We start from the raw sequence: 24,003 nt of genomic DNA on the forward strand, positions 1-24,003 counted from the left end.
ATGTGGATTTTAATAGTTTGGTTTTTAGTCTTTTCTTGCGGACCAAAGCTAAGCACTCTGGAAGAATATGAGAGGAAAAATCCATATCCTGCTGGTGAAGAAAAGATTGAGTATGCCTCAAGAGGAAGCATTATGCCAAAAAACGGCTACCAAGACCTATACTCAGAAAGAAGGGCAAGTAGAGTGGGTGATATTATCTTTCTTCAAGTGGTGGAAAGTATAAACGCTGTGGAAAGCGTTTCAAACCAAACTCAAAGGTCATCAGCCTTTCAGCAAGGTATTAGCTCCTTTTTCGGCATCTCGCAAAATACCCTTGCGAACATAGGTGGTCGTGGCTCTGGAAATATAAACACAAAGGGCACAGGCAAAGTCCAACAAACAGGTGTCTTAACCACAAGGCTTGCGGGTAGGGTAGTGAAGGTTTATCCCAATAACACCATGCTTGTGGAAGCTAAGAAAAATATAATCATGAACAACGCACAGAGAGAGGTGGTTTTAAGAGGCATAGTCAGACCAGAGGATATAGATAGCACCAATACAGTTACAAGTGACAAAATAGCTAACCTTGAAGTCTTTATAGATGGAAAGGGCTTTTTAGCAGATGGAGGTAGCCCAGGATGGTTTGCAAGAATATTAGCAAAGGTTTTGCCTTTCTGATACTTTTCTTTTCTCTGAGCTTTGCCACACGCATAGGAGATGTGGTAACCATAGAAGGAAATAGGAGCAACTACCTTGTGGGCTACGGTCTCGTGGTAGGGCTTAGGGGAACGGGTGATGGCAAAAGCACTCTCTTTACAGTGAAAAGCATAGCCAACATGCTAAATAGGATGGGTATAGTGGTTGACCCAAGAAGAATGACCACAAAAAATGTAGCTGCGGTGATGGTTACCGCCAAGCTACCACCCTATGCAAAGCCAGGAATGCCTATAGATGTGGAGGTTTCCTCCATAGGTGATGCCAAAAGTCTGGAAGGTGGTACTCTCCTTCTTACTCCACTGAGAGGTCCAGATGGTGAAGTTTATGCATTGGCTCAAGGACAAGTTATAGTGGGTGGCTACGAGGCAAGGGGTAGAGGTGCTCAGCAGATAAAAAACACTCCCACGGTAGGAAGAATACCAAACGGTGCTATCGTAGAAAGGGAGATACCCTTCCAAAGCATACCTCAGGAGGTCAACCTATACCTTGATAGCCCCAGCTTTGCTCTTGCAAGGCTAATACAGGACAGGTTAAACACAGAATTTGGCATGCAGGTTGCCCAGGCTATTGACGCAAGCACTGTAAGGCTCAATATTCCACCAAATGTAAACCCTGTAGATTTTCTCGCAAGGGTGGAGGAGACTACCATAGACGTACCCTCCATTGCAAGGGTCGTAATAGACAGTAGGACTGGGCTTGTCCTTTTAGGTGGAGATGTAAGAATAAATCCAGTTTCAGTCGCTGTAGGTAGCCTCACGGTTACCATAAGAGAAGCTCCTGAAGTAGTCCAGCCACCTCCTCTTTCTCCCGGAGAGACAAGGGTAGTTCCCAGAACAGAGCTTAATGTTCAAGAAAAGGAGGCGAGGCTTGTAGAGCTCAGAGGTGTCACTATTTCGCAACTTGTGGAATCTTTGAATAGAATAGGTGCAACACCAAGAGAGATAATATCAGTCCTGCAAGCCATTAAAGCCGCAGGAGCCTTAAGGGCAAAGTTAGAAGTCCTCTAAACCAAAACAAGTTCAAGCCTTGCTCTTTCCTCGTCAACACTTACCACTTTGACCCTTACCCTATCTCCAAGTCTATACACCTTGCCAGTATTTACACCTACGAGCCTGTGGGCAGGTTCATCGTATATGTATTGGTCTTCCTTGAGGTTTGTTATGCTTACAAGGCCCTCCACAAGGTATTCTTGCACCTCCACGAATATACCAAAGGAAACAACACCGGTTATGATACCTTCAAATTCCTCGCCGATATGAGCCTTCATGAAACGTGCCTTTAGCCTGTCTATGGCTTCCCTTTCCACCTCCTCCGCAAGTCTTTCTTGCTGTGAAAGGTGCACGCCTGCCATCTCAAGATACTCAAGGGTCTTTTCGTAGTTTATGTCCTGACCTCTTATAGCCTTTTTAAGAAGTCTATGGACTATTAGGTCTGGATATCTTCTTATGGGTGAGGTAAAGTGAGCATAATGCTCTGATGCAAGACCAAAGTGTCCAAGGTTGTGAGGAGAGTAATGAGCCCTTTTCATGCTCCTGAGGGTTAGAAACCTCACGAGGTTTTCCTCTGGCCGTCCCTCAAAGTCTTCTATTATTTTCTGGAAAAACTTGGGACTTAGCGAAGGCTTTTTCACCTTGTAGCCAAGCCCTGCAAGAATTTCAAGAAGGTTTTCCACCTTTTGAGGGTCTGGCTTCTCATGAACTCTGTAAAGGCATGGATATTCCATACTTTCAAGATGCATAGCTACCGTTTCGTTTGCAGAAACCATGAACTGCTCTATTATCCTATGAGCCACATGTCTCTCATAAGGCATAAGGGCAACAGGCTCACCAAATTCGTCCACCACGAGCTCCGCCTCTGGCAGGTCAAAGTCTATGCTTCCCCTCTCCCACCTCATCCTTGAAAGTATTCTGTAGAGGTCTTCCATGAGCCTAAGAGGTTCAACGAGGTGTGGGTATTTGTTCTCAAGAGAGGGATCACCCACTATGAGCCTTAGGGCTTCATTGTAAGTAAGCCTTGCCTTGCTCCTTATGACGCTTTCGTATATGTCATACTCCAAAAGGCTACCCTTTTCGTCAAAGAGCATCTCACAGGTAAAGGCGAGCCTGTCTTCGTTGGGTCTAAGACTACAAAGGTCACCTGCAAGCCTTTCTGGAAGCATATGCAATGCCCTGTCAGGCAGGTAAAAAGTGAAACCTCTCTTGAAAGCCTCCTTATCCGTTGCGGAACCTTCCTTAACAAAGTAGGAAACATCCGCAATGTGAACCCAAAGCCTATATCCCTTGGGAGTTTTCTCTATGGCAACCGCATCGTCAAAATCCTTTGCCTTCTCTGGGTCTATGGTAAAACATAGCTGGTCTCTTAGGTCTTTCCTCCTTCTTAGCTCCTTTTCCAAGTCCACTTGGATGCTTTCCACTTCTCTTAGAACCTCTTCAGGATATGAGGTTGGCAAGTTATACTTTCTTATAAGCACCTCTATAACGAGGTTTTTATCTTCGGGATGACCGAGCACTTCCTTTATTCTACCTACCGCAGGATTTTCCCTTGTAGGAAACTTCTTTATCTCCACAACCACAAGTGTGCCATCCTTTAGGTCTTGACACTTGGTTCCTTCAAGGAGTATGGTTTGATGCTGGTTTTCGTCCACAGGCATACCAAGGCAGAACTTTTTTCTTTTAAGGAGCTTGCAAACTATTTCCTTTTTTGCCCTCTTTAGGACCCTGAGAACCCTTATCTCCTTTTTACCCTTATATTCCACAACCTTCGCCTTTACCACATCACCCCCAAAGAGCCTCTCCATCTCAAAGGGAGGTATGTATATGTCCTTTTTACCTTCTCCTATTTGCAAAAAGCCAAAGCCTGCAGGGTAGGGTATCACCTTTCCGCTTACTATATCTTCTTCTGGATAGGAATACTTACCCTTCTGTAAAAGAACCTTACCAGACTTCCTAAGGGACTTGAGCACCTTTTTGAGGCTTTTTCTTCCCTTCTGGTCAAGCCCAAGCCTTTTGAGTATTTCCTCGAAGCTAAGAGGCTTCTTGCTATTCTTGATAAGGTTTAGGATTTTATCCTCTATGGAAACTCCTTCCATTGTAAAATATTTAAACATGAAAGACTGGAAAATTTACAGTACCAAAATTGATGAGCTAAGAAAAATCCTTGAAGAAACTCTTGGTAGTCTTGATGTGGAATACGAGGTCAAAACCCCCGATGAGCCTGACTTTGACCACAACTTTAAAGTGCCCTACTTGCTCCTTAGATACTACACGGACCAAGAACATGCACACGAGAGAAAGATAGAGCTTTTTGACTATTACTTTGATACCCCCATTCAAGAGACTGCAAACCTCATAAAAGACATGGTGGAAGAGTTCCTTATGGAAATAGACCAAAGCGAATACGGTGGTGGTTGAGATATAATAATATCTTTTGAAGAAACTTAGGAGGAAAGAGATGGCATTACCAAAGACACTAAAGGAAGAGGTTATAAGAAACTTTCAAAGGCATGAAAAGGACACGGGTTCGCCAGAGGTGCAGATAGCCATACTTACAGAGCGTATAAACAAGCTCACCGAGCATCTCAAAAAGCACAAAAAGGATGTGCATTCAAGACGCGGTCTTATAGCCCTCATACACGCAAGGAGAAGACACCTTGAATACCTCAAGGAGAGGGACTACAAGAAGTATTTAGAAGTGGTAGAAAGGCTTGGGTTGAAGGTGAGATGATGGAGAGGGTAAGTGCAAAAGTGGGAGATTCGGAGATTTTTATAGAGACTGGTCTTTATGCAAAGCTGGCAGACGGTGCGGTTGTGGTGCGTCAAGGTGAGACCGCAGTGCTGGTGACTGTGGTTATGTCCGAAGAGCCTGTGCAGGGTATAGACTTTGTTCCTCTGTCGGTAGACTATAGGGAGCAGTCCTCCGCTTGGGGTAAGATACCAGGGGGTTTTGTAAAAAGGGAGGGAAAGCCTACAGAGAGAGAAATTCTCGTTTCAAGGGTTATAGACAGACCCATAAGACCCATGCTCCCAGAAGGCTTTTTCCATGATGTGATAATCACCGCACTTACTCTCTCTGCGGATGACAAATATGACCCAGATGTGCTTGCCATAACTGGGGCTTCTGCTGCCTTACACATATCTCGTATACCCTTTGATGGTCCCATAGCAGGAGTAAGGGTCTGTAGGATAGATGGCAAGTTTTTTGCGAATCCCACTTATGAGGAAAGACAGAGGGCAGACCTTGAGATAGTTATGGCTGGGAGCAAGGACGCTATAGTTATGGTGGAAGGTGGGGCAAAGGAGGTGGACGAGGATACCCTCGCAGAAGCTCTATACTTTGGACTTTCCGCCATACAAGACCTTATAAAAGCTCAGGAAGAGCTGAGGGAGAAGGTTGGAGTTCCAAAGGTTTCTTTTGAAGGTATGGAGCTTCCACAAGAGATTCAAAAACAACTTGAAGAATTTTGCACTCCAAAGATAATCCAGTCCTTTGGTATATCAGATAAAAGGGAAAGGAAAACCTTCCAGTCTGACATACTCAAGGAGTTTATAGAGAACTATCAAGTCCCAGAAGATCTACATTTCAAGCTCTCCTACAACTACAAAAAGCTTATAAGCAAGCTGATGAGAAGACAAGTCCTCCAAGAGGGCAGACGCATAGACGGAAGAGGAGCCAAGGACATAAGACCCATAAGCATACAGGTTCATCCCTTTGAGAGACCCCACGGCAGTGCCATATTCACAAGAGGGCAAACACAGGCTTTTGCCACAGTCACTTTGGGTTCACCGGAAGAAGCTCAAATGGTGGAAAGCATATATGAGGGTGAAACCTTCAAAAGGTTTATGCTCCACTACAACTTCCCACCCTTCTCCACTGGCGAAGCCAAGCCATGGGGTCCACCAAGAAGAAGAGAAATAGGACATGGTGCTCTGGCAGAAAGGGCAATAGAGCCACTTATACCACCAGAGACAGAGTTTCCCTATATTATAAGGGTAGTCTCTAACATCCTTGAGTCAAATGGCTCTACTTCTATGGCAACTGTTTGTGCTGGCTCTCTGGCTCTCTTTGATGCGGGTGTGCCTCTCAAAAAGCATGTGGCTGGTATAGCTATGGGGCTTATAATGGAAGGCGAGTCCTATGCCATACTTTCTGATATACTTGGCGATGAAGACCAGCTCGGAGATATGGACTTCAAAGTGGCTGGAACAAAAGACGGTATAACCAGCATCCAGATGGACATAAAGATAAAGGGTCTAAAGAAAGAAATAATGAAGGAAGCCCTTCAACAGGCAAAGGAAGGAAGGCTATATATTTTGGAAAAGATGTATGAAGCCATACCCGAACCAAGGAAAGAAGTATCTCCCTATGCACCTAAGATAGAGATAATTACCATACCAGAGGATAAGGCTCTATTGGTAATAGGACCAGGAGGGAAAAACGTCAAAGAGTTCAGGGACAAGATGGGTGTGTCTGTATGGGTGCATGAGGGTGGAAAGGTGTCCTTGACCTCCAACTCAAGGGAAGCCATAGAGGAGGTCAAGAAGGCTATACAGAACCTTATAGCAGAAGTGGAAGTAGGTAAGGTCTATAAGGGCAAGATAACAAGGGTTGAACCCTATGGAGTTTTTGTGGAGATACTACCTGGGAAGGTGGGGCTTTTGCATGTGAGTAAGATGGAAGGATATATTAAGGATGTTAGGGCTATCTTTAGCGTTGGAGATGAGCTTCTGGTAAAAGTGATTGAGATAGACGAGCAAGGAAGAGCAAAGCTTACCAACATGGGCATAAAGGAGCCGGCGTAGCTCAGCGGCAGAGCGAGGCACTCGTAATGCCTAGGTCGTGGGTTCAAATCCCACCGCCGGCTTGGAGAAGGCTATGAAGATAAAGGTCAAAAGACTTCCACACGCAGAAGGATTACCATTACCCTTTTATGCTACAGAACATGCTTCTGGTATGGACTTGCTCTCTGCGGTCTACGAGCCAATAGTCCTAAAGCCCATGCAGAGAGCACTTATTCCCACAGGCATAGCGGTTGAAATACCGCCAGGCTACGAAGCCCAAATAAGACCCAGGAGCGGTTTAGCCATAAAACATGGCATAACCCTTCTAAATACGCCCGGCACCATAGATGCGGACTACAGAGGGGAGATAAAGGTAATTCTTATAAACCTTGGGGAAGAAGACTTTGTAATAAACAGAGGAGACAGGATAGCACAGATGGTTATATGCCCAGTGGTAAGGGTTGAGCTGGAAGAAGTGGAGGAACTTAGCACCACCAGTAGGTCTGAGGGAGGCTTTGGTTCAACGGGTTATAGGATACTGGAATGAAAGTAGAAGACTTTGACTATGAACTTCCCGAGGAGCTTATAGCTAAGTATCCTGTAGAGCCAAGACATAAAGCAAGGCTTATGGTCTTAAACAGGAAGGAAAAAAGCATAAGGCACGACATTTTTTGGAACTTACCCTTATACCTCAATAGGGGAGACCTCTTAGTTTTTAACAATTCAAAGGTCCTGCCTGCAAGGCTTTATGGCAGAAAACCCACTGGTGGCAAGGTGGAAGTCTTGCTAACAGACTTTGTAAACAAAGAAGAGTGGTATGCCCTAATAGGAGGCAAAGGTATAAAGGAAGGTCTTATAATCCACGTAGGGGATGACTTGCAAATAGAAGTGTTAGAACACGTAGAGGGAGGAAAGTTCAAAGTAAAACTCTTATCACAAGACCCAATAAAAGCTCTTGACAAGTATGGAAAAATTCCCATACCACCCTATCTCAAAAGGGAAGAAGAACCCATAGACAGGGTCTATTACCAGACAGTGTTCGCTCAAGTGGAAGGCTCTGTGGCAGCACCTACCGCAAGTCTTCATTTTTCAGAGGAGTTATTGCAGAGGTTAGAGGAGTTTGGCATCAAGAAAACCTTTATAACTCTTCATGTCTCCTATGGGACTTTTAAGCCAGTAAAGGTTTCTGAAGTGGAGCTACACAGAGTTGACCCTGAGTATGTTAAAGTTTCAGAAGAGACGGTTAAGCAGATAAGGGAAACTAAGGAGAGAGGAAACAAGGTTGTAGCGGTTGGCACAACTGTTGTAAGAGCTTTGGAAACAGCAGGTTTTGAACCCTTTGAAGGCTGGACAGACCTATATATATACCCGGGCTATAGCTTTAAAGTGGTGGACGCACTAATTACGAACTTCCATCTTCCAAGGTCTTCGCTCCTTTTCCTTGTGTGTGCCTTTGGAGGGAGAGAGTTTATCCTTCAGGCTTACAAAGAGGCGGTAAGAGAAAGGTATAGGTTTTACAGCTATGGAGATGGGATGTTGGTGCTCTAACTACTCCACCCAGTAGTTGGGAGCTTCCTTTGTTATCTGCACATCGTGCACATGAGATTCTCTGTAGCCAGCCCACGTTATACGGACAAACTTTGCTTTTTGACGGAGTTCCTCAAGGTTCCTTGCACCCACATAGCCCATTCCAGACCTAAGACCTCCAACAAGCTGGTATATAACATCGCTAAGCCTCCCTCTGTATGGCACTCTGCCCTCTATACCCTCTGGGACAAACTTTTCAAGTTTTTCCTGTCCGTATCTGTCCGCACTCCTCCTGCTCATCATAGCACCCAAAGAACCCATACCTCTGTATACCTTATAAGCCCTACCTTGATAGTAGACGGTCTCTCCGGGAGATTCCTCTGTGCCTGCCAAAAGGTTTCCAAGCATCACAGAGCTTGCACCCATAGCTAAGGCTTTCACAATATCACCAGAATACTTTATACCACCATCCGCTATTATGGGAACGCCGTATTCTATTGCTACCTCATAAGCCCACCTTACCGCAGTAAGCTGAGGAACACCTACTCCCGCCACTATACGAGTGGTGCATATAGACCCGGGACCCACGCCTACCTTTATGGCGTCCGCACCCGCCTTTATAAGGTCAAGGGTTCCCTCCTTTGTTGCTACATTACCTGCAATAACCTGCAGGTCTGGATAATGAGATTTTATCTTTTCCACCGTTTCTATAACCCTCTTTGAATGTCCATGTGCAGTGTCAACCGCTATCACATCCGCACCCACAGAGACAAGGGCAGAAACCCTTTCCATAGTATCTGGACCTGTGCCAACCGCAGCACCTACTCTGAGCCTTCCGAACTCATCTTTACAAGCGTTAGGATATTTTTTCCTTTTGGTTATATCCTTTATGGTTATAAGACCCACAAGCTTACCTTCTTTGTCCACTATGGGAAGTTTTTCCACCCTGTGCTTCTGGAGTATCTCAGCTGCTTCCTCAAGGGTAACCCTTTCCTGAGCTACTACGAGCTTTTCTGAAGTCATAAAGAGGGAAACGGGCTTATCATAGTCGGTAGGTTTTATAAACCTTAGGTCTCTGTTGGTGAGAATACCAACCAGCTTGTCCCCATCGCTTACAACTGGCACACCAGATATCCTGTATCTTTCCATTATCTCAAGAGCTTGCTTGACAGTAGTATCTGGCTTTACAGTCACGGGCTGGAGTATCATACCGCTTTCGGACTTTTTTACCTTTTCCACCTCTTGGGCTTGCTCCTCTATGGAGAGGTTTCTGTGTATTATGCCAATGCCACCCTCTCTGGCAAGTGCTATAGCAAGGCGAGACTCTGTTACCGTATCCATTGCAGCGGATACGATGGGTATGTTGAGCCTTATCTTCTTTGTGAGCCAAGTGGAAACATCCACCTCATGAGGTAAAACTTCAGAATACTGAGGAACTAAAAGCAAGTCATCAAAGGTGTAGGCGTCAAAGACTTCCATGTATTAATTATATTCCAATCTCTATCTCATACTGCTTTATCTTCCTGTATAGGTTAGAAAGGTCTATGCCTATGGCTTCCGCAGTTTTTCTAAGGTCATATTGGTTCTCCTTTAACCGCCTTTCTATAAAGAGCTTTTCAAAAGACTGTCTTGCCTTTCTTAGGTCCTTTTCCATAAGAAGAGACCTTATGTCTTCTGGCTCGTGGTCAAAGCCAAGAAGGCTTTTCAGGTCTTTTTCTGTTATCTGCGTGCTTTCGTGGAGTATGACAAGTCTTTCCATAAGGTTTTTCAATTCTCTTACGTTCCCCTTCCATGGGTAGCTTTCAAGAAGCTTCCTTGCACCTTCATTTAAATACTTAGGTTGTTTGTTGTATTCCCTTAGAAACTTTGACAGGAAATGCTCCGCAAGGAGAATTATATCCTCATCCCTTTCTCTAAGGGGTGGGAGACTTATCACAAAGGTGGATATCCTATGATACAGGTCTTCTCTGAAGTTTCCCTTTTTTACCCCTTCCTGTAGGTCCTTGTTGGTGGCACATATGAGCCTAAAGTCAGACATTATTACCTGTGTTCCACCAAGCCTTGTAAACTCCTTTGTTTCAAGCACTCTAAGTAGTTTTGCCTGTGCCTTTGGGCTAAGTTCAGAAACTTCATCAAGAAAGAGCGTGCCACCATGAGCAAGCTCAATTTTACCAAGCTTTCTTTGACTGGCGGAGGTAAAAGCTCCCTTCTCGTAGCCAAAAAGCTCTGCTTCCACAAGGTCGTCAGGAAGCCCAGCACAGTTTATGTCTACAAAGGGTCCTTCTGACCTCTCTGAAAGGGTATGTATTCTCCTTGCCACAAGCTCCTTTCCTGTGCCACTTTCTCCTAATATAAGGACGTTGGCGTTGGTCTTTGCCACTTTGTGAATGAGCTCCTTTACCTGTAGTATCTGCCTGCTTTTGCCAATTATAGGGTCTTGGTCTTCCTCCCTTTTTGACCTTATGGTCTCCCTTAGGGCTTTTTCTACTGTTGTCAAGAGCCTATCCATAGAAAAGGGCTTTTCGAGAAAATCGTATGCACCCTCTTTTATTGACCTGACTGCATGCTCTGTCTTGCCATGACCAGTTATAACTATAATGGCAGATCCCGGGAGTTTCTCCTTCAAGTAAGAAATGTATTCAAGCCCATTACCGTCAGGAAGCCAAAGGTCCAAAAGCACACAGTGAAAGTAAGAACGCTCTACCCTTTCCTTCATGGACTTTATGCTGTCCGCGATAGATACACTGTAGCCCTCCTCCTCAAGTATGCTCCTTAGGGTCTCTTTTATACCCTTTTCGTCATCTACCACTAATATGTTGGCGCGCATAGGTTATAATTTAACAGCAAAGGAGGAAAAAATATAAAATAAAAAAACTATCATACTAATAGTCCTAACCCCTACGCCTACGCTAATTTTCAGTGCGTAGTTCTTTGCAATCCCATACATAACCCTTAAAAGGCTTGGCTCTGCCTTGGAAAGGGATGATTTCAATCAGATATCCAAAAAAGCATGAGTATCATAGCCGCTGTCTGCTATTAACTTCTATACCTTCAAATCACTACCCTCACCTGCACTTGCTACACCTTCCAGTAGCTCAGTTGTCTTCTGACTGTGATGCACCCTCTCACTAGATATCTCTCCTCGGTCTCTTGCCCCTTGATGGGTCTTGAGGTTAATTTCCTCTTTTGTAAACCTATGATGTAGTGTTCTAAGGAGTTCACCTCTTTTGACCAGTTCTTTGTTGTAGTCTCTCTTGTCTTCAATTCTATTATTCTATAAGTAGTGTTCTTGGACAGAGCAGTGCAATCGTAATTTAGGAAGGAGGAAGCTTCCCGAAATAATTGATAACGATTATTCGTATAGTTATTGGTCTTTGTCAAGTAGGCACAACAAAAACCCAATAATATTAATTACCCTCTAAACTGACAGGTTTCCTCATCAATAGTAGAGTAGAGAGGCTTGACTCTTCCTTCTGGAGTGGTGTCTTCAAAGTCCCTTGGGACTCTGAGCTCCTCTATGCAGTGCACAAGGTCATGGTAAAACTCTGCAACCTTAACAAGCCCTGTTATCTTACCAACTTCGTTGAATGCTCTTATCTTATCTGTCGCCTTACCCTTACCCCTTTCTACTATAGCACCTGCATGTCCAAAGGAGACGCCCTCCAGTTTTTCCTGAAATCTTCCTGCCACAAAGGCGGCCACTGGCTTGCTCCATCTGCCTTCCTTCCAAAGCCTTAGGATGGTCTCCGCTGCCTGTTCTTCGTAAGAGCCACCCACTTCACCCTGAATTATTACACCTTTCACATTTGGGTCATCAGCTATATTTTCCAAAGCATCCGCAAAAGTAGTGCAAGATATCACATCACCACCAAGAGCCAAAGCCATATAAACACCCCACCCTCTGCGTTTAAACATCTCCGCAGTTGTAGTAGTAAGACCGCCAGACTTAGAAAGAATCACTAGACCACCCTTTTCGTAAGCTATGGATGGGTTCTTACCACCTATTGCACCTATCCTTGCAGGAATCCATGGGACCATACAACCTAGGGAAGTAGGACCCACTATGACAACACCTCTCTCTTTGGCGTAGTAGTAGAAGTAAACCGTATCTCTTATTGGCACATGCTCTGTGATTATGAATATGACCTTTATCCCTGCATCTACAAGTTCTATAACAGCATCCTTTACGGAAGCAGGAGGAACGTATACTATGCCGGTATTTATTTCAGGATGTTTAGCCAAGGCTTCTTTCACCGTGTTGTAAACGGGCTTGCCAGCAACTTCTGAGCCTCCCTTTCCGGGTGTGACACCTGCCACTATAAAACCCGGATAGAGAGCCTCAGACTCTGCCACCACTTGAGAGGCTTCTCTTCCCGTTATTCCCATTACTATTATTCGTGTCTTGTCGTTCAGATATACAGTCCCCACATTCCAGTTTTTCTCCATTTTTTACCTCCAAAACCTATATGCCTTATGATTATATTACAATTTGCACTGGGAGGGAAAAATGAAAAGGTTTTGGGCTTTTTGGCTTGTTACTTTTAGCATGCTCTTAGGATGTGGAGGTTCTGGCTCTACTTTCTCTCAAGAGCAAACACTTGGAATATCCACCATACTCGTCCCTCTCTATTCCTACCCTGCGGACGTAAACTACAGAGGGCATCATTAGAGATTAGCTCAGTTGAGAAGCCAAAAGGAGATAATAGTGATAATAAATCCTGATAACGGTCCAGGTGCTACGAAATACCAAGAGTTTGAAAACATAATAAACATATACAAGGCATCGGGTAAAAGGGTGTTGGGTTATGTGAAAACTGACTACGCTCGCAGAAATCCGCAAGAGGTCATAGCGGATATACAAAGGTATTTGGACTTTTATCCTCAGATAAAGGGCTCTTTCCTTGATGAGGTGAGCAAGAAGCTTAAAAATTTTGAATACTACAGACATATATACGATTATGTAAAGAAACGCGGAAACTTTATGGTGGTAATAGACCCTGGGACAAAGATGCCTCAGGATTATTATAGCATGGCGGATAGGGTGTAGCCTTTGAGGACAGGTTAAGTTTCCTATACGACGGATATGGGCTAACGAGGGCAAACAGGAAGGATTGCTTTCTTGTGTACGGTGTAGAGGATATAGGGCAAGCAAAAGAGCTCCTTTCATACCTAACATCTCGTGGTGTTAGTTGTGTCTATGCGGTAGACAAAGACCCACCTTCATGGTTTATAAACTTACTTCCTACATGAAAGTTCTGTTAGAATAAAACTCTATGAAATTGCTCTTTCTTCTACTTATGCCTTACCTCTCTTTTGCCTTTTATCATTGCTTTTTTGATGCAGGTAAGAGGTATGGAGTTGACCCAGTCCTTTTGATAGCTATAGCAAGGGTAGAGAGCAATTTTAATCCAAGGGCTGTAAACGTCAACAAAAATGGCACAAAAGACTACGGCATTATGCAGATAAATTCTTCTTGGCTTGAGAGGTATAGGATTCCAAAGGAGTGGATTTTTGAACCTTGCTATAACATACACTTTGGTGCTATGGTGCTTAGAAGGTGTATGGAAAAATACAAAAAAATAAGCCATGCGGTGGACTGCTACAACAAGGGAAGCAAAGCAAAGGGTCATGGTGCTTATGTGGAGAGCGTCTTTAGAAATTACAAAAGATACTACACTATGCTAAAATAGATAAAATGAAGCGGAATTTTGTTGATCTTTGGGAGATAAGCTCTGAGGAAGGGTGGATTATACTCCAAGACGCTCTGAGTATAAAAAAAGGTCTTGATAGGGAGAAGTATCTTAAAGATAAAAACATAGCCCTATACTTTACAAAACCCTCTACAAGAACTCGCGTATCCTTTGAGGTAGCTATAGCCCAGCTTGGTGGTAATACCATATTTCTGCAAGAGGAGAGCTTACAGGTTTCAAGGGGCGAAGACCTAAAGGATACTGCAAGAACCCTTTCAAGGTATGTGGATGGGATAGTTATAAGGACGGACTCTCACAAAAAGTTAGAGGAGTTTGCCAAATACTCAGATATACCTGTGATAAACGCTCTTACAGATATGGCACATCCATGCCAGATACTGAGCGATATCTTCACCCTTTACGAAACCTTTGGAGAGGATTTGCAGAGTATAAAGATAGCTTATGTGGGAGATGGAAACAACGTGTGCAATACATGGCTTGTGGGTGCTGGGCTCTTTGGTCTTAAGCTTTTTGTGGCAACTCCAGAAGGTTATGAGCCAAGTAGTCTATACTATCAAGCTGGTGAAGACCTGTGCAAGATAACTGGAGGTAGCATATACCTAACTACGAACCCTGTAGAGGCGGTAAAGGACGCTCATGCAGTATACACAGATGTGTGGGTTAGCATGAACCAAGACAGAAAGGAGGAAAAGCTACAAACCCTAAGACCCTATCAGGTAAACAGGGATTTGCTATCATATGCAAAGCCAGAGGTCAAGGTTATGCACTGCCTCCCTGCAAGGAAGGGAGAGGAGATAACGGAAGAGGTCTTTGAGTCCCATGCGGACTTTATATTCACGCAGGCAGAAAACAGGCTTCACACCCAAAAAGCACTGCTTAAGTTTTTGTTTTCTAACTCTACTTGAGGATTTCTCTCTTTAGTGCAAGAAGTAGTTGAAAAAGGTGAGTGGAGTCCTCTTTAGCCTTTTTTATTATTTCCACATCCTCTGGCTTTGGGTTTTGGGTATCTATTCTGCTGGCTATCTCGTGAAAATGACAATGAAGTTTTTCTATTTCATGTAGCATTTCTTTAATGTTATCCTCGTATTCTTCCATGTAAGGATATACCTCTTCATAAAACCTTTTCCCAAAGGCACATTCTCTGCAGGTCTTATGTTCAAAGGGCTGACAGCTTTCTATGGCTCTTTCCAGTTTGGAAATATATATGGCATGTTGAGAAAGGTATATGTCCAAATCTCTTAATAAACTTATTATCCCAACCATAGGAACAAACCTCCCTAATGTCTAAATAAATTTTACTCCACAGTAACAGTCTTTGCGAGGTTTCGTGGTTGGTCCACGTCAAGACCAAGATAGTCCGCTATGTAGTATGCAAATAGCTGTAGCGGAATAATGGTCAAGAAGGGTGTGAGGTTTTCTTCTATCTGTGGCACTTCAAGGATATCTTGGCAAAGGTCTTTTAGTTTTTGGTCTTTTCTAAAGCCCACTCCTATTACTTTTCCTTTTCTTGCGAGCACTTCCTCTATGTTGGATAAAATTTTCTCGTAAACCCTATCGGTTGGTGCTATGGCTATAACGGGCATACGCTCATCTATAAGGGCTATTGGTCCGTGTTTCATCTCTCCTGCGGGATAGCCCTCTGCGTGGATGTAGGATATCTCCTTTAGCTTTAGTGCACCCTCAAGGGCTACCGGATAGCTCAGGTATCTGCCAAGATATATAGCGTTTTTAAACTCCGCATACTTGAGGGCTATTTCCTTTACCTTTTCAGCTTCCGATAGAACTTCTTCCACAAGGTGAGGAACTTTGAGAAGGTTTTCCATAAGGTTTTCCCTTTCTTCTGAATGGCTCACCGCAAGGGCGTAAAGAACTGCAAGCTGTGCGGTAAAGGTCTTTGTGGCAGCAACCCCTATCTCTGGTCCCGCATGAGTGTATAGGCTATAGTCAGATTCTCTGTCTAAGGCACTGCCTATTACGTTCACTATTGAAAGGAGCATAGCCCCCTTTTCTTTCATGGCAAAGGAGGCAAACCTCGTATCTGCGGTTTCACCAGATTGGGATATGGCTATTATTAGGTCTCCATCTCCTATTGGGCTGTCTGAGTATCTAAGTTCTGAAGCATACACGAGCTCCACAGGAATTTTTGCATACCTTTCTATCCAATACTTTCCTACAAGACCTGCATGATAGGAGGTTCCGCAGGCAACCACCAATACCCTGCGAAAGTCTCTTAGGTTTATTGGTATGTCATAGCTTCTTGAAATGTAGCCTCTTATGGTATCTCCAAGAGTTCTTGGCTGTTCAAATATTTCCTTTAGCATAAAGTGCTTAAAACCACCCTTTTCTGCAGAAAGCGTGTCCCATGGCACGTGCATTATCTCCTTGGTAAGCAGGTTGCCTTCAAAGTCGTATATGAAAAAGCCGTCAGGTCTTAGGTCCACTACTTCTCCGTCGTTGAGAGGTATCACATCCTTTGTAAAGGGCAAAAGGGCTGGTATGTCAGAGGCTATAAAGTTTTCTCCTTTGCCTATACCTACCACGAGAGGGCTTCCGTACCGCACCGCCACCGCTCTGTTTGGTTCTTTCATGGTTATTACCGCAAAGGCATAAGCTCCCTTCAACTTTTTTATAGCCTTGAGAACTGCCTTTAGGAGGTCTCCCTCATAGTTAAGAGAAATAAGGTGTGCTATGGTTTCTGTGTCCGTCTGCGTCTTGTATTCTATACTTTTTCTTTGAAGCTCTTCTTTTAGTTCTCTGTAGTTTTCTATGATGCCATTGTGAACCACTGCAAACTCACCCTTGCTGTCCACATGAGGGTGGGCGTTTAGCTCACAGACCTCTCCGTGGGTTGCCCATCTTGTATGCCCTATACCTGTGGTAGCCTTTAATTCTTTCCCCCAGAGGCTTCTTATGAGCTCCCTTATCTTGCCTACCTTTTTCTCTACATAGAGCTTCCCGTTTTCTATTAGGGCGACGCCTGCAGAGTCATAACCTCTATACTCAAGCCTTTCAAGCCCTTGCAATAAGACAAGAAGGGCAGGGCTTGTTCCTGCATAGCCTACTATTCCACACATGCCTAAAATTATAAGCTATGGAGGAAGTTATAGTAATAGGTGGTGGTCTTGCAGGTTCAGAAGCCAGCTATAGACTGGCAAACATGGGTCTTAGGGTATTACTCTATGAGATGAGACCCAACCAATACACCCCAGCCCACAGGACAGATAAACTGGCTGAGCTCGTATGCAGTAATACTCTTGGGAGCCTTGAGATTACCTCTGGTGCTGGACTTTTAAAGGCGGAGATGGAAATGCTTAACTCCTTGATAGTAGAAGCTGGCAGATACGCCTACGTGCCAGCAGGCACAGCCCTTGCGGTAGACAGGGAGCTTTTTTCTGAATACATAACTCGCAAAATAACAGAGCATCCCAACATAAAGTTAATAAGAGAAGAGGTAAAGAAAGTTCCAAGAGACAGGGTAGTTATTATTGCTTCTGGACCCCTGACATCCAAAGCCCTCGCGGAGGACATAAAGGAGCTTATAGGTTTTGATTATCTTTACTTTTACGACGCCATATCGCCTATTGTTGAAGCGGATAGCGTGGACTTTTCAAAGGGTTTTTGGGCTTCTCGCTATGGAAAGGGTGGAGATGACTACTTTAACTGCCCCCTTACGGAAGAAGAATACAAGGTCTTTTACGAAGAGCTTCTTAAGGCGGAGAAGGTAAAGCCAAAGGACTTTGAAAACCTCGTTTACTTTGAAGGCTGTATGCCAATAGAAGAACTCGCAGAAAGAGGATACAAAACATTGCTTTTTGGACCCATGAAGCCAGTAGGTCTAAAGGACCCGCATACCAGAAAAGAACCCTTCGCTGTGGTTCAGCTAAGAAAGGAAAACAAAGAAGGCACACTGCTTTCTCTTGTAGGCTTTCAGACGCGCATGACTTATTCAGAACAAAAAAGAGTTCTCAGGCTAATACCCTGTCTTAGAAATGCGGTTTTTGTGAAACTTGGTTCTATGCATAGAAATACCTTTATACAGTCAAACCGAATTCTCACACCCTTTTTGAATATGAGAAAGTATGAAAATATCTTTTTTGCAGGACAGATAACAGGTGTGGAGGGATACATTGCATCCGCAGGCACTGGTCTGTTAGCTGGTATAAACGCAGGAAGGCTTATAAAGGGTAAACCCTTGGTTGTCCCATCAGAGGAGACCATGTTAGGTTCTCTTGTAAGGTATATAACCATCAAAGAAGGAACGCTCCAGCCTATGTCTCCCGTGCTTGGACTTTTGCCACCTCTGGAGAAAAAGGTAAAGGATAAGCAGGAGAGGAAAAGGCTCTTGTCAGAGAGGGCTATAAAGGCTATGCAAAGTTGGATACTTGAGTTGACATAAAGAGTGAGGTTTATATAATTGAATATTAAGCTATGGAAGAGAGAATAGGCATATATGATATAGTGCGGAATAATTTTGCAGGGTCGAGGCACTATGCGGAGATAATAAGAGAGACCGTTTACCAGCATATTCAGAAGGGTAGAAGGGTTGTTTTAGACTTTGAGAATATTGATTTAATAACTCAAAGTTTTGCGGACGAATTGATAGGTATATTCGTGAGGGCTTTTGGAGTAGACTTTGTTAAGACAAACATATCTGTTATAAACGCTAATAAAAATATAAGAAATATTTTGAACGCAGTAGTATCTTATAGCAGACAATTTCAAACCGCTTAAAAAACATCCTCATCCTCTTGCGTTGATAGCTTCATGCTTATGTAAAGTCCTATGCCATAGTCCGAAACTTTCCTTTTAAACTTATCCCTGCATAACCTTATGTAAACTATACTACCATCCCAGTTAAAATCACATTCTAATGTTTTGCCTGATACCACGTCATACAAGGCGTTTCCTGAAATCATATACATTAAACCCTCACAGTCCTTTAGTATTTCTGAGATTATATATAAGCCCATACCTGCATGTTTGACTGCAGATGAATATACCATTTTAGCATATCCAGAAACTCCTTTCTTTACCGCTTCTTTTAGGGCATCTTTATGAGTTTCTACTTTTCTTACCCTTGAAATTGTCTTCAAGAAGCCTAAGCCTCTATCAACAACACCTATTTCTATTTCATCAATGTTAGGATAAACTTGACAATATACAGTAGCTGGGCTTTGTCCATGAATAAGAAAGTTTATTACCAATTCACTTAGTATGTAGGAAAGTTCCTCTTCATAGTCCTGCGAGCTCGCCAATCTTTGAATTATTTCTTTGACTATCCTATCAGACTGGGCTTCTGTTTGTATTTTCTTAATGGGAACAGTAGTATAGGATATTTCATCTTCTTGAAGTATGCGATTGACATAGCTTTCTATGTCAGGGTTGAGTTTAACATTACGCTTATCCATAGCTCTAAGAATAGCCACAAAAAAGGTTCTACAAAGTCAACATAGAGAGATCTAAGTTTGGAGTAGATGTAGCTTCCTTTAAGAAATCACAAGCAACTTCTATATTTCTGAATGATAGATTACCAACAAACATGCCTTATAATTATAAACAGCCCCGCAACGGGACAGGGTTGAACCCCGCCAGGCCCGAAAGGGAGCAACGGTAGACCCGCAGTCTCGGGTGCGGGGTTTAAGTATCTGGAAGCTCTCCCTTTAAATACATATGGTAAGCGTTGAGGTCAAAGTATCCGTGTCCTGAGAGGTTAAAGAGGATAACCTTTTCTTCTCCAGTCTTCTTGCACTCAAGGGCTATGTCTATTGCCTTTCTTATGGCGTGGGCGGACTCTGGAGCGGGCACTATACCTTCTGTCCTTGCAAAGATAACAGCGGATTCAAAGATTTCTCTTTGTTTGTAGGCGGATGCGGAGACAAAACCTTCATGATACAAAAGACAGACAAGTGGTGCATCACCGTGATAACGCAAGCCACCTGCATGTATGGGGGGAGGCACAAAATCATGTCCCAATGTATACATCTTTATAAGGGGCGTAAGCCCAACCGTGTCTCCATAATCGTATCTATATTCTCCTTCTGTGAGGGTTGGGCAAGCTTTGGGCTCAACCGCTATCACCTCAAGGTTTGGTTTCTCTCCTGTTAGTTTATCCTTCAAAAAGGGGAAGGCTATGCCTGCAAAGCTACTCCCACCACCTATACAACCTATCACATAGTCTGGGTAGTATCCTGCCATTTCCATCTGTAGCTTTGCCTCAAGCCCAATGACTGTCTGGTGAAGTAAAACATGGTTTAGGACGCTTCCGAGAGAATATTTGGTGTCTGGTGTAGAAACCGCCCTCTCTATGGCTTCGCTTATGGCGATGCCAAGGCTTCCTGGGTGTTCTGGGTTTTCGTCATAAAACCTCCTCCCTGACTGCGTGAAGGGGCTTGGAGAAGGGACCACTTTGCCACCCCAAGTTTCCATAAGTATCCTTCTAAAGGGTTTTTGGTTATAGCTCACTCTTACCATAAAAACCTCGCATTCAAGCCCAAAGAACTGGGTAGCGAAGGAAAGAGAGCTTCCCCACTGACCTGCTCCCGTTTCTGTGGTAAGCCTTTTCACGCCAGATATCTTGTTGTAGTATGCTTGTGCAACCGCAGTGTTTGGCTTGTGGCTTCCAGGAGGGGAGACGCTCTCGTTTTTGTAGAAGATCTTTGCAGGTGTGCCTAAGTATTCTTCAAGGTTTTTTGCCCTATGAAGGGGAGTAGGTCTCCAGAGGCTGTATATTCTTAGCACCTCTTCTGGAATATCTATCCATTCCTTGTCTGAAACCTCCTGCTCCACTATGGGCTCTGGGAATATGGCAAGGAGCTTGTCTGGGCTAACAGGTTGACCAGTTTGGGGGTCAAGAGGTGGGTCAAGGGGTTTTGGAAGGTAAGGCACTATGTTAAACCACCTTTTTGGTATCTGACTTTCTGAAAGGAAATACTTCATGTTACCCTCCTACGGAGAATTTTAACTCACAGCCTTCCATATTATCTCCGCCATTTCCTCCTCAAGACCCTCTTTCTTCTCTAAAAGCCCAGCCTCTACAAGCAGAAAAACCCTTTCAAGAGCTCCTACAAAAACAGCAAGTGCGTATTCTTTTCCTATCTTTACCGAACCCACCCTTATACCTTCTTCTATAAGCTCAAGAATTGCATCCTTAGGAAGAGGGCTAAAGTTTTTCACATCCTGGGCTCTAAGATAATGAAAGAGGTCAAGATACTTAAAGGCGGATGGGTTTTCAAAGCAAAAGCTCAGAAAGTTATGAACAGTCAGATAAAACTTTTCCTTGTAGCTTATGGGAGACCTTATCCCAGACAAAAGCCTGTTGTAGAATTCTTCGGAGTATAAACTAAAAAGACCAAGAACTATCTCATCTTTACTACTGAAATGCCTGTATATGGCTCCTTCTGTTATACCAACTTCCCTCGCTATGTCTTTTACCGTAGTCTCTCTTATACCCTTCTCAGAAAATAATTTTAGAGATGCATCCAGAATCTTTTCTCTGGTGCTTTTTCTACGCATAGTAAATTTTATTATACAGTAGGTCAGTATGAACTTGCTTACTCTCTTAGCTTTATAATCTTAAAGCCTAAGCTATGGAAGCCTTAAACCCTTCTCAAGAAAGAGCGGTAAAGCACTTTGGCAAGCCTTTGCTTATTATAGCGGGTGCTGGCTCTGGAAAGACCAAAACCCTCGCTCACAAGGTGGAGTTTCTCATAAGGGAAAAGGGCATAGCACCAGAGAGGCTCTTAGCTATTACCTTTACCAACAAGGCGGGTAAGGAGATAAGGGATAGGGTAAAGAGGGTAGCGGGCGTAGACCTACCATGGGCTGGCACTTTTCACTCTGTGGCTTTGAGGCTTTTGAGGGCAAAGGGTAAGCAAGTGGGGATAAGCACCAACTTTAGCATACTTTCTGAAGGAGATAGAAACCAGATAATAAAAAAGCTCTCGCAGTTCATAAACACAAAGCCAGAGACCTTAAAAAATTATCTTTCAGAAAGGTTTGAAAACCTAAGAGAACCCTATGACGAAAAACTTGAATACGCTCTACAGGAGTATTTGAAGGCTTTAAAAAGTATGAACCTTTTAGATTTTAGCACCTTGATGCTATATACGAGAGAGCTACTCCTTAAAAACCAAAGCATAAGAGAAAACTTTGACTTTGTGCTTGTGGACGAGTTTCAAGATACGAACACAGTCCAGTATGAAATTTTGAAACTTTTGGCAAAAGAAAATGTTTGTGTGGTGGGAGACCCAAACCAGTGCATATACGAATGGCGTTATGCAAGACCAGACAATATACTTCGCTTTAAGGAAGACTTTAACCCCGATGTGATAAAACTCGAATACAACTACAGGTCAAGACCTTACATAATACATATTGCAAACGCGGTGCTATCCGCCTCTAACGCAGAATGGAAGAGCCTAATACCTACCCTTAGACCTGTAAAGGAGGGTGGTCAAAAGCCAACTGTTAGACGCTTTGAAAGGGAAGAGGAAGAGGCGGTTTGGATAGCCACAAAGGTCAAGGAGCTACTTCAGAGCTATAAGCCTCATCAAATAGCCATACTCGTGAGGGTGGGATACATAACAGAACCCTTTGAAAGAGCCCTTGCTGGGATGAGAATTCCTTACAAAATAGTGGGTGCTATAAGGTTTTTTGAAAGGGCGGAAATAAAGGATGTGCTTAGCTTTTTCCGAGTTCTTACCAATCCTTACGATGCGGTTAGCTTCTCAAGAGTTTTGGAGGTTGCCACAAGGGGTATAGGAGAAAAAACTTTGGAGCATATACTTCAGGCAGGAAAGGGCAATTGCCTTGCGGGTTCTCAGGCTATCTTAAAAAGCCTACCACAGGCAAAGGCGGTGGAGCTCTATGGCTTTTTACAGAAACTTTCAAGACTCTACAAAAGACTTGAGGACTATCCTCAGGCTATAGAGGACTTCTTGAGGGAGATAGACTTCTGGGATTATCTAAGGGAGAGCTACAAGGATGCGGAAGAAAGGGAAGAAAATGTTAAAGAGCTTTTGAGATACCTAAGGCAAAAGCACTCTGAAGGATACCGTCTTGTGGATGTGCTTGAGGAGGTGGACTTTCTTACAGAAAGGGAAGAGGAGGAGGGTGCTGTTAAGATAAGCACTATACATGCCAGTAAGGGGCTTGAGTTTGATGTGGTTTTCCTGCCAAGGTTGGAGGAGGGCATACTGCCACACGAAAAGGCAAAGGAGAGCCAAGAGGAAATTGAAGAGGAGCTAAGGCTTTTCTATGTGGCTATAACCAGGGCTAAGGAGCTTCTCTTTATGACCTACACAAGAAACTCCAAGCCAAGCAGGTTTCTTTCTTTAATTCCTAAGGAGCTTCTTGACCTTTCCGCCTTTGCAAAGAAGAAGACCACCTACATGCCAGAGCTAAAAAGCTTGAAGGACTTCAAGGTGGGTGATAGGGTCTTGCATGAAATCTTTGGTGAGGGAGTTATACTTGCCATTGAAGACTCCAAGGCTCTTGTGGAGTTCAAAGCTGGTAGAAAGAGCATACATACCGCCTTTTTAAAGCCTGTGGTATAATGTAAAGCATGCAGACAAAGGTTGCTTGGAGCATCACCCATCAAGAGTTTACCATAACGGACTACTACTACTTTTCCATACTTCAAAAAGAGGCGGAAAAGAGAGGTCTAATAGTCCACGAGGTGGACAATTGGGAAAAACTCAAGGAATACCACACCATAGTATTTAACTACCCCGAGATTCCTTTCACAGAGAAGGAAGTCCAAGACGTAGAAAGGTGGGTCTGGGAGGAGGGTAAAAAGGTCATTCTCCTTGGCTATTACAAAAACGAAGACCACATAGCGGACACTTGCAACACTCTTTCTAAAAGGTTTGGAATGGAGCTAAACCCAGATGAGGTTATAGACGAGGTAAACAACCACCAAGGAGACAAATACTTTTTGGTCACCTCAAAGATAAGAAGGTATAACAAAAACGAGAAAAACGAGGTCAATGTAAACAAGATTATGCTCGCCTGCAGTGCCTCTATAAAACCTCTTATGCCAGACATAAAAGTGGTGGTGCGTGCGGAAGACACCGCCCAGTCTAATATGGGACACTATACCCTCTTAATAGCGGAGCAGATAGCACCTACAAGTGGAGGCTATTTCTGCCTTGCAGGGACATGCGTCTTTTGGGATAATTACTCCATAACCCTCTACGACAACCTTGAGTTTTCCATAAACCTCTTAAGGCATACACCAAAACTCAGGGTAGAGGGTGGAAAGCAGGTTATATTAGAGGTATAATTAAGGTCAA

At 43.7% G+C, this 24,003-nt stretch carries 24 protein-coding genes, 1 tRNA gene and 1 other RNA gene; 17 read left to right on the forward strand and 9 right to left on the reverse strand.

What is annotated here, in order from left to right:
* Entirely contained in the window at positions 1-657 is a 657-nt protein-coding gene (locus IAE16_RS02780; RefSeq protein WP_323701198.1) for a flagellar basal body L-ring protein FlgH, read from the forward strand.
* Complete coding sequence (locus IAE16_RS02785) at positions 618-1,703, forward strand: flagellar basal body P-ring protein FlgI (RefSeq protein ID WP_323701199.1); 1,086 nt, start codon at positions 618-620, stop codon at positions 1,701-1,703. Before IAE16_RS02780 ends, IAE16_RS02785 begins: the two co-directional genes overlap by 40 nt.
* Here the strand turns inward: IAE16_RS02785 and rnr are convergent.
* Entirely contained in the window at positions 1,700-3,802 is a 2,103-nt protein-coding gene (gene rnr / locus IAE16_RS02790; RefSeq protein ID WP_323701200.1) for a ribonuclease R, read from the reverse strand. The genes IAE16_RS02785 and rnr overlap by 4 nt on opposite strands.
* On the opposite strand from rnr, the gene IAE16_RS02795 reads away from it, so the two are divergent.
* The 6 genes from IAE16_RS02795 to queA all read left to right on the forward strand — a co-directional run bounded on the left by IAE16_RS02795 (position 3,801) and on the right by queA (position 8,021).
* Positions 3,801-4,106, forward strand: a complete 306-nt coding sequence (locus IAE16_RS02795; RefSeq protein ID WP_323701201.1) for a dephospho-CoA kinase — start codon at positions 3,801-3,803, stop codon at positions 4,104-4,106. The two genes, rnr and IAE16_RS02795, sit on opposite strands and share 2 nt — an antisense overlap.
* A gap of 40 nt (positions 4,107-4,146) precedes the next feature.
* A complete protein-coding gene (rpsO, locus tag IAE16_RS02800; RefSeq protein ID WP_323701202.1) occupies positions 4,147-4,419 on the forward strand; it encodes a 30S ribosomal protein S15 in 273 nt (90 codons plus the stop codon).
* Positions 4,419-6,494 (forward strand): polyribonucleotide nucleotidyltransferase, encoded by a 2,076-nt coding sequence (locus IAE16_RS02805; RefSeq protein WP_345785532.1) that lies wholly within the window; start codon positions 4,419-4,421, stop codon positions 6,492-6,494. Before rpsO ends, IAE16_RS02805 begins: the two co-directional genes overlap by 1 nt.
* A tRNA-Thr gene (locus tag IAE16_RS02810) sits at positions 6,485-6,556 on the forward strand. Before IAE16_RS02805 ends, IAE16_RS02810 begins: the two co-directional genes overlap by 10 nt.
* Positions 6,557-6,567: 11 nt before the next feature.
* On the forward strand, positions 6,568-7,020 hold the full coding sequence (dut, locus tag IAE16_RS02815; protein WP_323701204.1) for a dUTP diphosphatase: 453 nt from the start codon (positions 6,568-6,570) through the stop codon (positions 7,018-7,020).
* Positions 7,017-8,021, forward strand: coding sequence for a tRNA preQ1(34) S-adenosylmethionine ribosyltransferase-isomerase QueA (gene queA / locus IAE16_RS02820; protein WP_323701205.1), 1,005 nt, complete (start codon positions 7,017-7,019; stop codon positions 8,019-8,021). Before dut ends, queA begins: the two co-directional genes overlap by 4 nt.
* Here queA and guaB read toward each other — a convergent pair whose 3' ends face one another.
* The 3 genes from guaB to IAE16_RS02835 form a co-directional block, all read right to left on the reverse strand.
* Positions 8,022-9,479: an IMP dehydrogenase gene (guaB, locus tag IAE16_RS02825; protein WP_323701206.1), complete on the reverse strand. Its 1,458-nt coding sequence runs from the start codon at positions 9,477-9,479 to the stop codon at positions 8,022-8,024.
* 7 nt (positions 9,480-9,486) lie between these two features.
* A complete protein-coding gene (locus IAE16_RS02830) occupies positions 9,487-10,827 on the reverse strand; it encodes a sigma-54-dependent transcriptional regulator (RefSeq protein ID WP_323701207.1) in 1,341 nt (446 codons plus the stop codon).
* Between the two features lie 584 nt (positions 10,828-11,411).
* Positions 11,412-12,446 carry a succinate--CoA ligase subunit alpha gene (locus IAE16_RS02835; RefSeq protein WP_323701208.1) on the reverse strand — a complete coding sequence of 345 codons (1,035 nt, stop codon included), beginning with the start codon at positions 12,444-12,446 and terminating at the stop codon, positions 11,412-11,414.
* Between the two features lie 61 nt (positions 12,447-12,507).
* Here IAE16_RS02835 and IAE16_RS02840 point away from each other — a divergent pair, with 61 nt between their 5' ends.
* The 4 genes from IAE16_RS02840 (at position 12,508) to argF (ending at position 14,616) form a co-directional block, all read left to right on the forward strand.
* Positions 12,508-12,669, forward strand: coding sequence for a hypothetical protein (locus IAE16_RS02840; protein ID WP_323701209.1), 162 nt, complete (start codon positions 12,508-12,510; stop codon positions 12,667-12,669).
* Positions 12,670-12,681: 12 nt separating this feature from the next.
* Entirely contained in the window at positions 12,682-13,047 is a 366-nt protein-coding gene (locus IAE16_RS02845) for a spherulation-specific family 4 protein (RefSeq protein ID WP_323701210.1), read from the forward strand.
* A gap of 226 nt (positions 13,048-13,273) precedes the next feature.
* Entirely contained in the window at positions 13,274-13,690 is a 417-nt protein-coding gene (locus IAE16_RS02850) for a lytic transglycosylase domain-containing protein (RefSeq protein WP_323701211.1), read from the forward strand.
* 5 nt (positions 13,691-13,695) lie between these two features.
* Positions 13,696-14,616, forward strand: coding sequence for an ornithine carbamoyltransferase (gene argF, locus IAE16_RS02855; protein WP_323701212.1), 921 nt, complete (start codon positions 13,696-13,698; stop codon positions 14,614-14,616).
* Here argF and IAE16_RS02860 read toward each other — a convergent pair.
* Positions 14,609-14,974, reverse strand: a complete 366-nt coding sequence (locus IAE16_RS02860) for a CZB domain-containing protein (RefSeq protein ID WP_323701213.1) — start codon at positions 14,972-14,974, stop codon at positions 14,609-14,611. The two genes, argF and IAE16_RS02860, sit on opposite strands and share 8 nt — an antisense overlap.
* 32 nt (positions 14,975-15,006) lie before the next feature.
* Positions 15,007-16,785, reverse strand: a complete 1,779-nt coding sequence (glmS, locus tag IAE16_RS02865) for a glutamine--fructose-6-phosphate transaminase (isomerizing) (RefSeq protein WP_323701214.1) — start codon at positions 16,783-16,785, stop codon at positions 15,007-15,009.
* Between the two features lie 17 nt (positions 16,786-16,802).
* Between glmS and trmFO the strand changes: the two genes are divergently transcribed.
* Positions 16,803-18,107, forward strand: a complete 1,305-nt coding sequence (trmFO, locus tag IAE16_RS02870; protein ID WP_323701215.1) for an FADH(2)-oxidizing methylenetetrahydrofolate--tRNA-(uracil(54)-C(5))-methyltransferase TrmFO — start codon at positions 16,803-16,805, stop codon at positions 18,105-18,107.
* Positions 18,108-18,139: 32 nt separating this feature from the next.
* Positions 18,140-18,442, forward strand: coding sequence for an STAS-like domain-containing protein (locus IAE16_RS02875; RefSeq protein WP_323701216.1), 303 nt, complete (start codon positions 18,140-18,142; stop codon positions 18,440-18,442).
* Here IAE16_RS02875 and IAE16_RS02880 read toward each other — a convergent pair.
* A complete protein-coding gene (locus IAE16_RS02880) occupies positions 18,439-19,137 on the reverse strand; it encodes an ATP-binding protein (protein WP_323701217.1) in 699 nt (232 codons plus the stop codon). The genes IAE16_RS02875 and IAE16_RS02880 overlap by 4 nt on opposite strands.
* 130 nt (positions 19,138-19,267) lie before the next feature.
* Between IAE16_RS02880 and ffs the strand changes: the two genes are divergently transcribed.
* Positions 19,268-19,354: signal recognition particle sRNA small type (gene ffs / locus IAE16_RS02885), an RNA gene on the forward strand.
* On the opposite strand, the gene IAE16_RS02890 is transcribed toward ffs, so the two are convergent.
* Positions 19,349-20,647 (reverse strand): TrpB-like pyridoxal phosphate-dependent enzyme, encoded by a 1,299-nt coding sequence (locus IAE16_RS02890; RefSeq protein ID WP_323701218.1) that lies wholly within the window; start codon positions 20,645-20,647, stop codon positions 19,349-19,351. The two genes, ffs and IAE16_RS02890, sit on opposite strands and share 6 nt — an antisense overlap.
* Before the next feature lie 21 nt (positions 20,648-20,668).
* Positions 20,669-21,223: a TetR/AcrR family transcriptional regulator gene (locus tag IAE16_RS02895; RefSeq protein WP_323701219.1), complete on the reverse strand. Its 555-nt coding sequence runs from the start codon at positions 21,221-21,223 to the stop codon at positions 20,669-20,671.
* A 74-nt stretch (positions 21,224-21,297) separates the two neighbouring features.
* On the opposite strand from IAE16_RS02895, the gene IAE16_RS02900 reads away from it, so the two are divergent.
* Positions 21,298-23,265, forward strand: coding sequence for an ATP-dependent helicase (locus IAE16_RS02900; RefSeq protein WP_323701220.1), 1,968 nt, complete (start codon positions 21,298-21,300; stop codon positions 23,263-23,265).
* 8 nt (positions 23,266-23,273) lie between these two features.
* The gene (locus IAE16_RS02905; protein WP_323701221.1) at positions 23,274-23,993 is read left to right on the forward strand and encodes a hypothetical protein; all 720 of its coding nucleotides are present in this window, start codon (positions 23,274-23,276) and stop codon (positions 23,991-23,993) included.
* Positions 23,994-24,003 lie beyond the last annotated feature (10 nt).

The sequence above is a fragment of the Hydrogenobacter sp. T-2 genome (assembly GCF_033971325.1).
In the GTDB taxonomy this organism is placed as follows: Bacteria; Aquificota; Aquificia; order Aquificales; family Aquificaceae; genus Pampinifervens; species Pampinifervens diazotrophicum.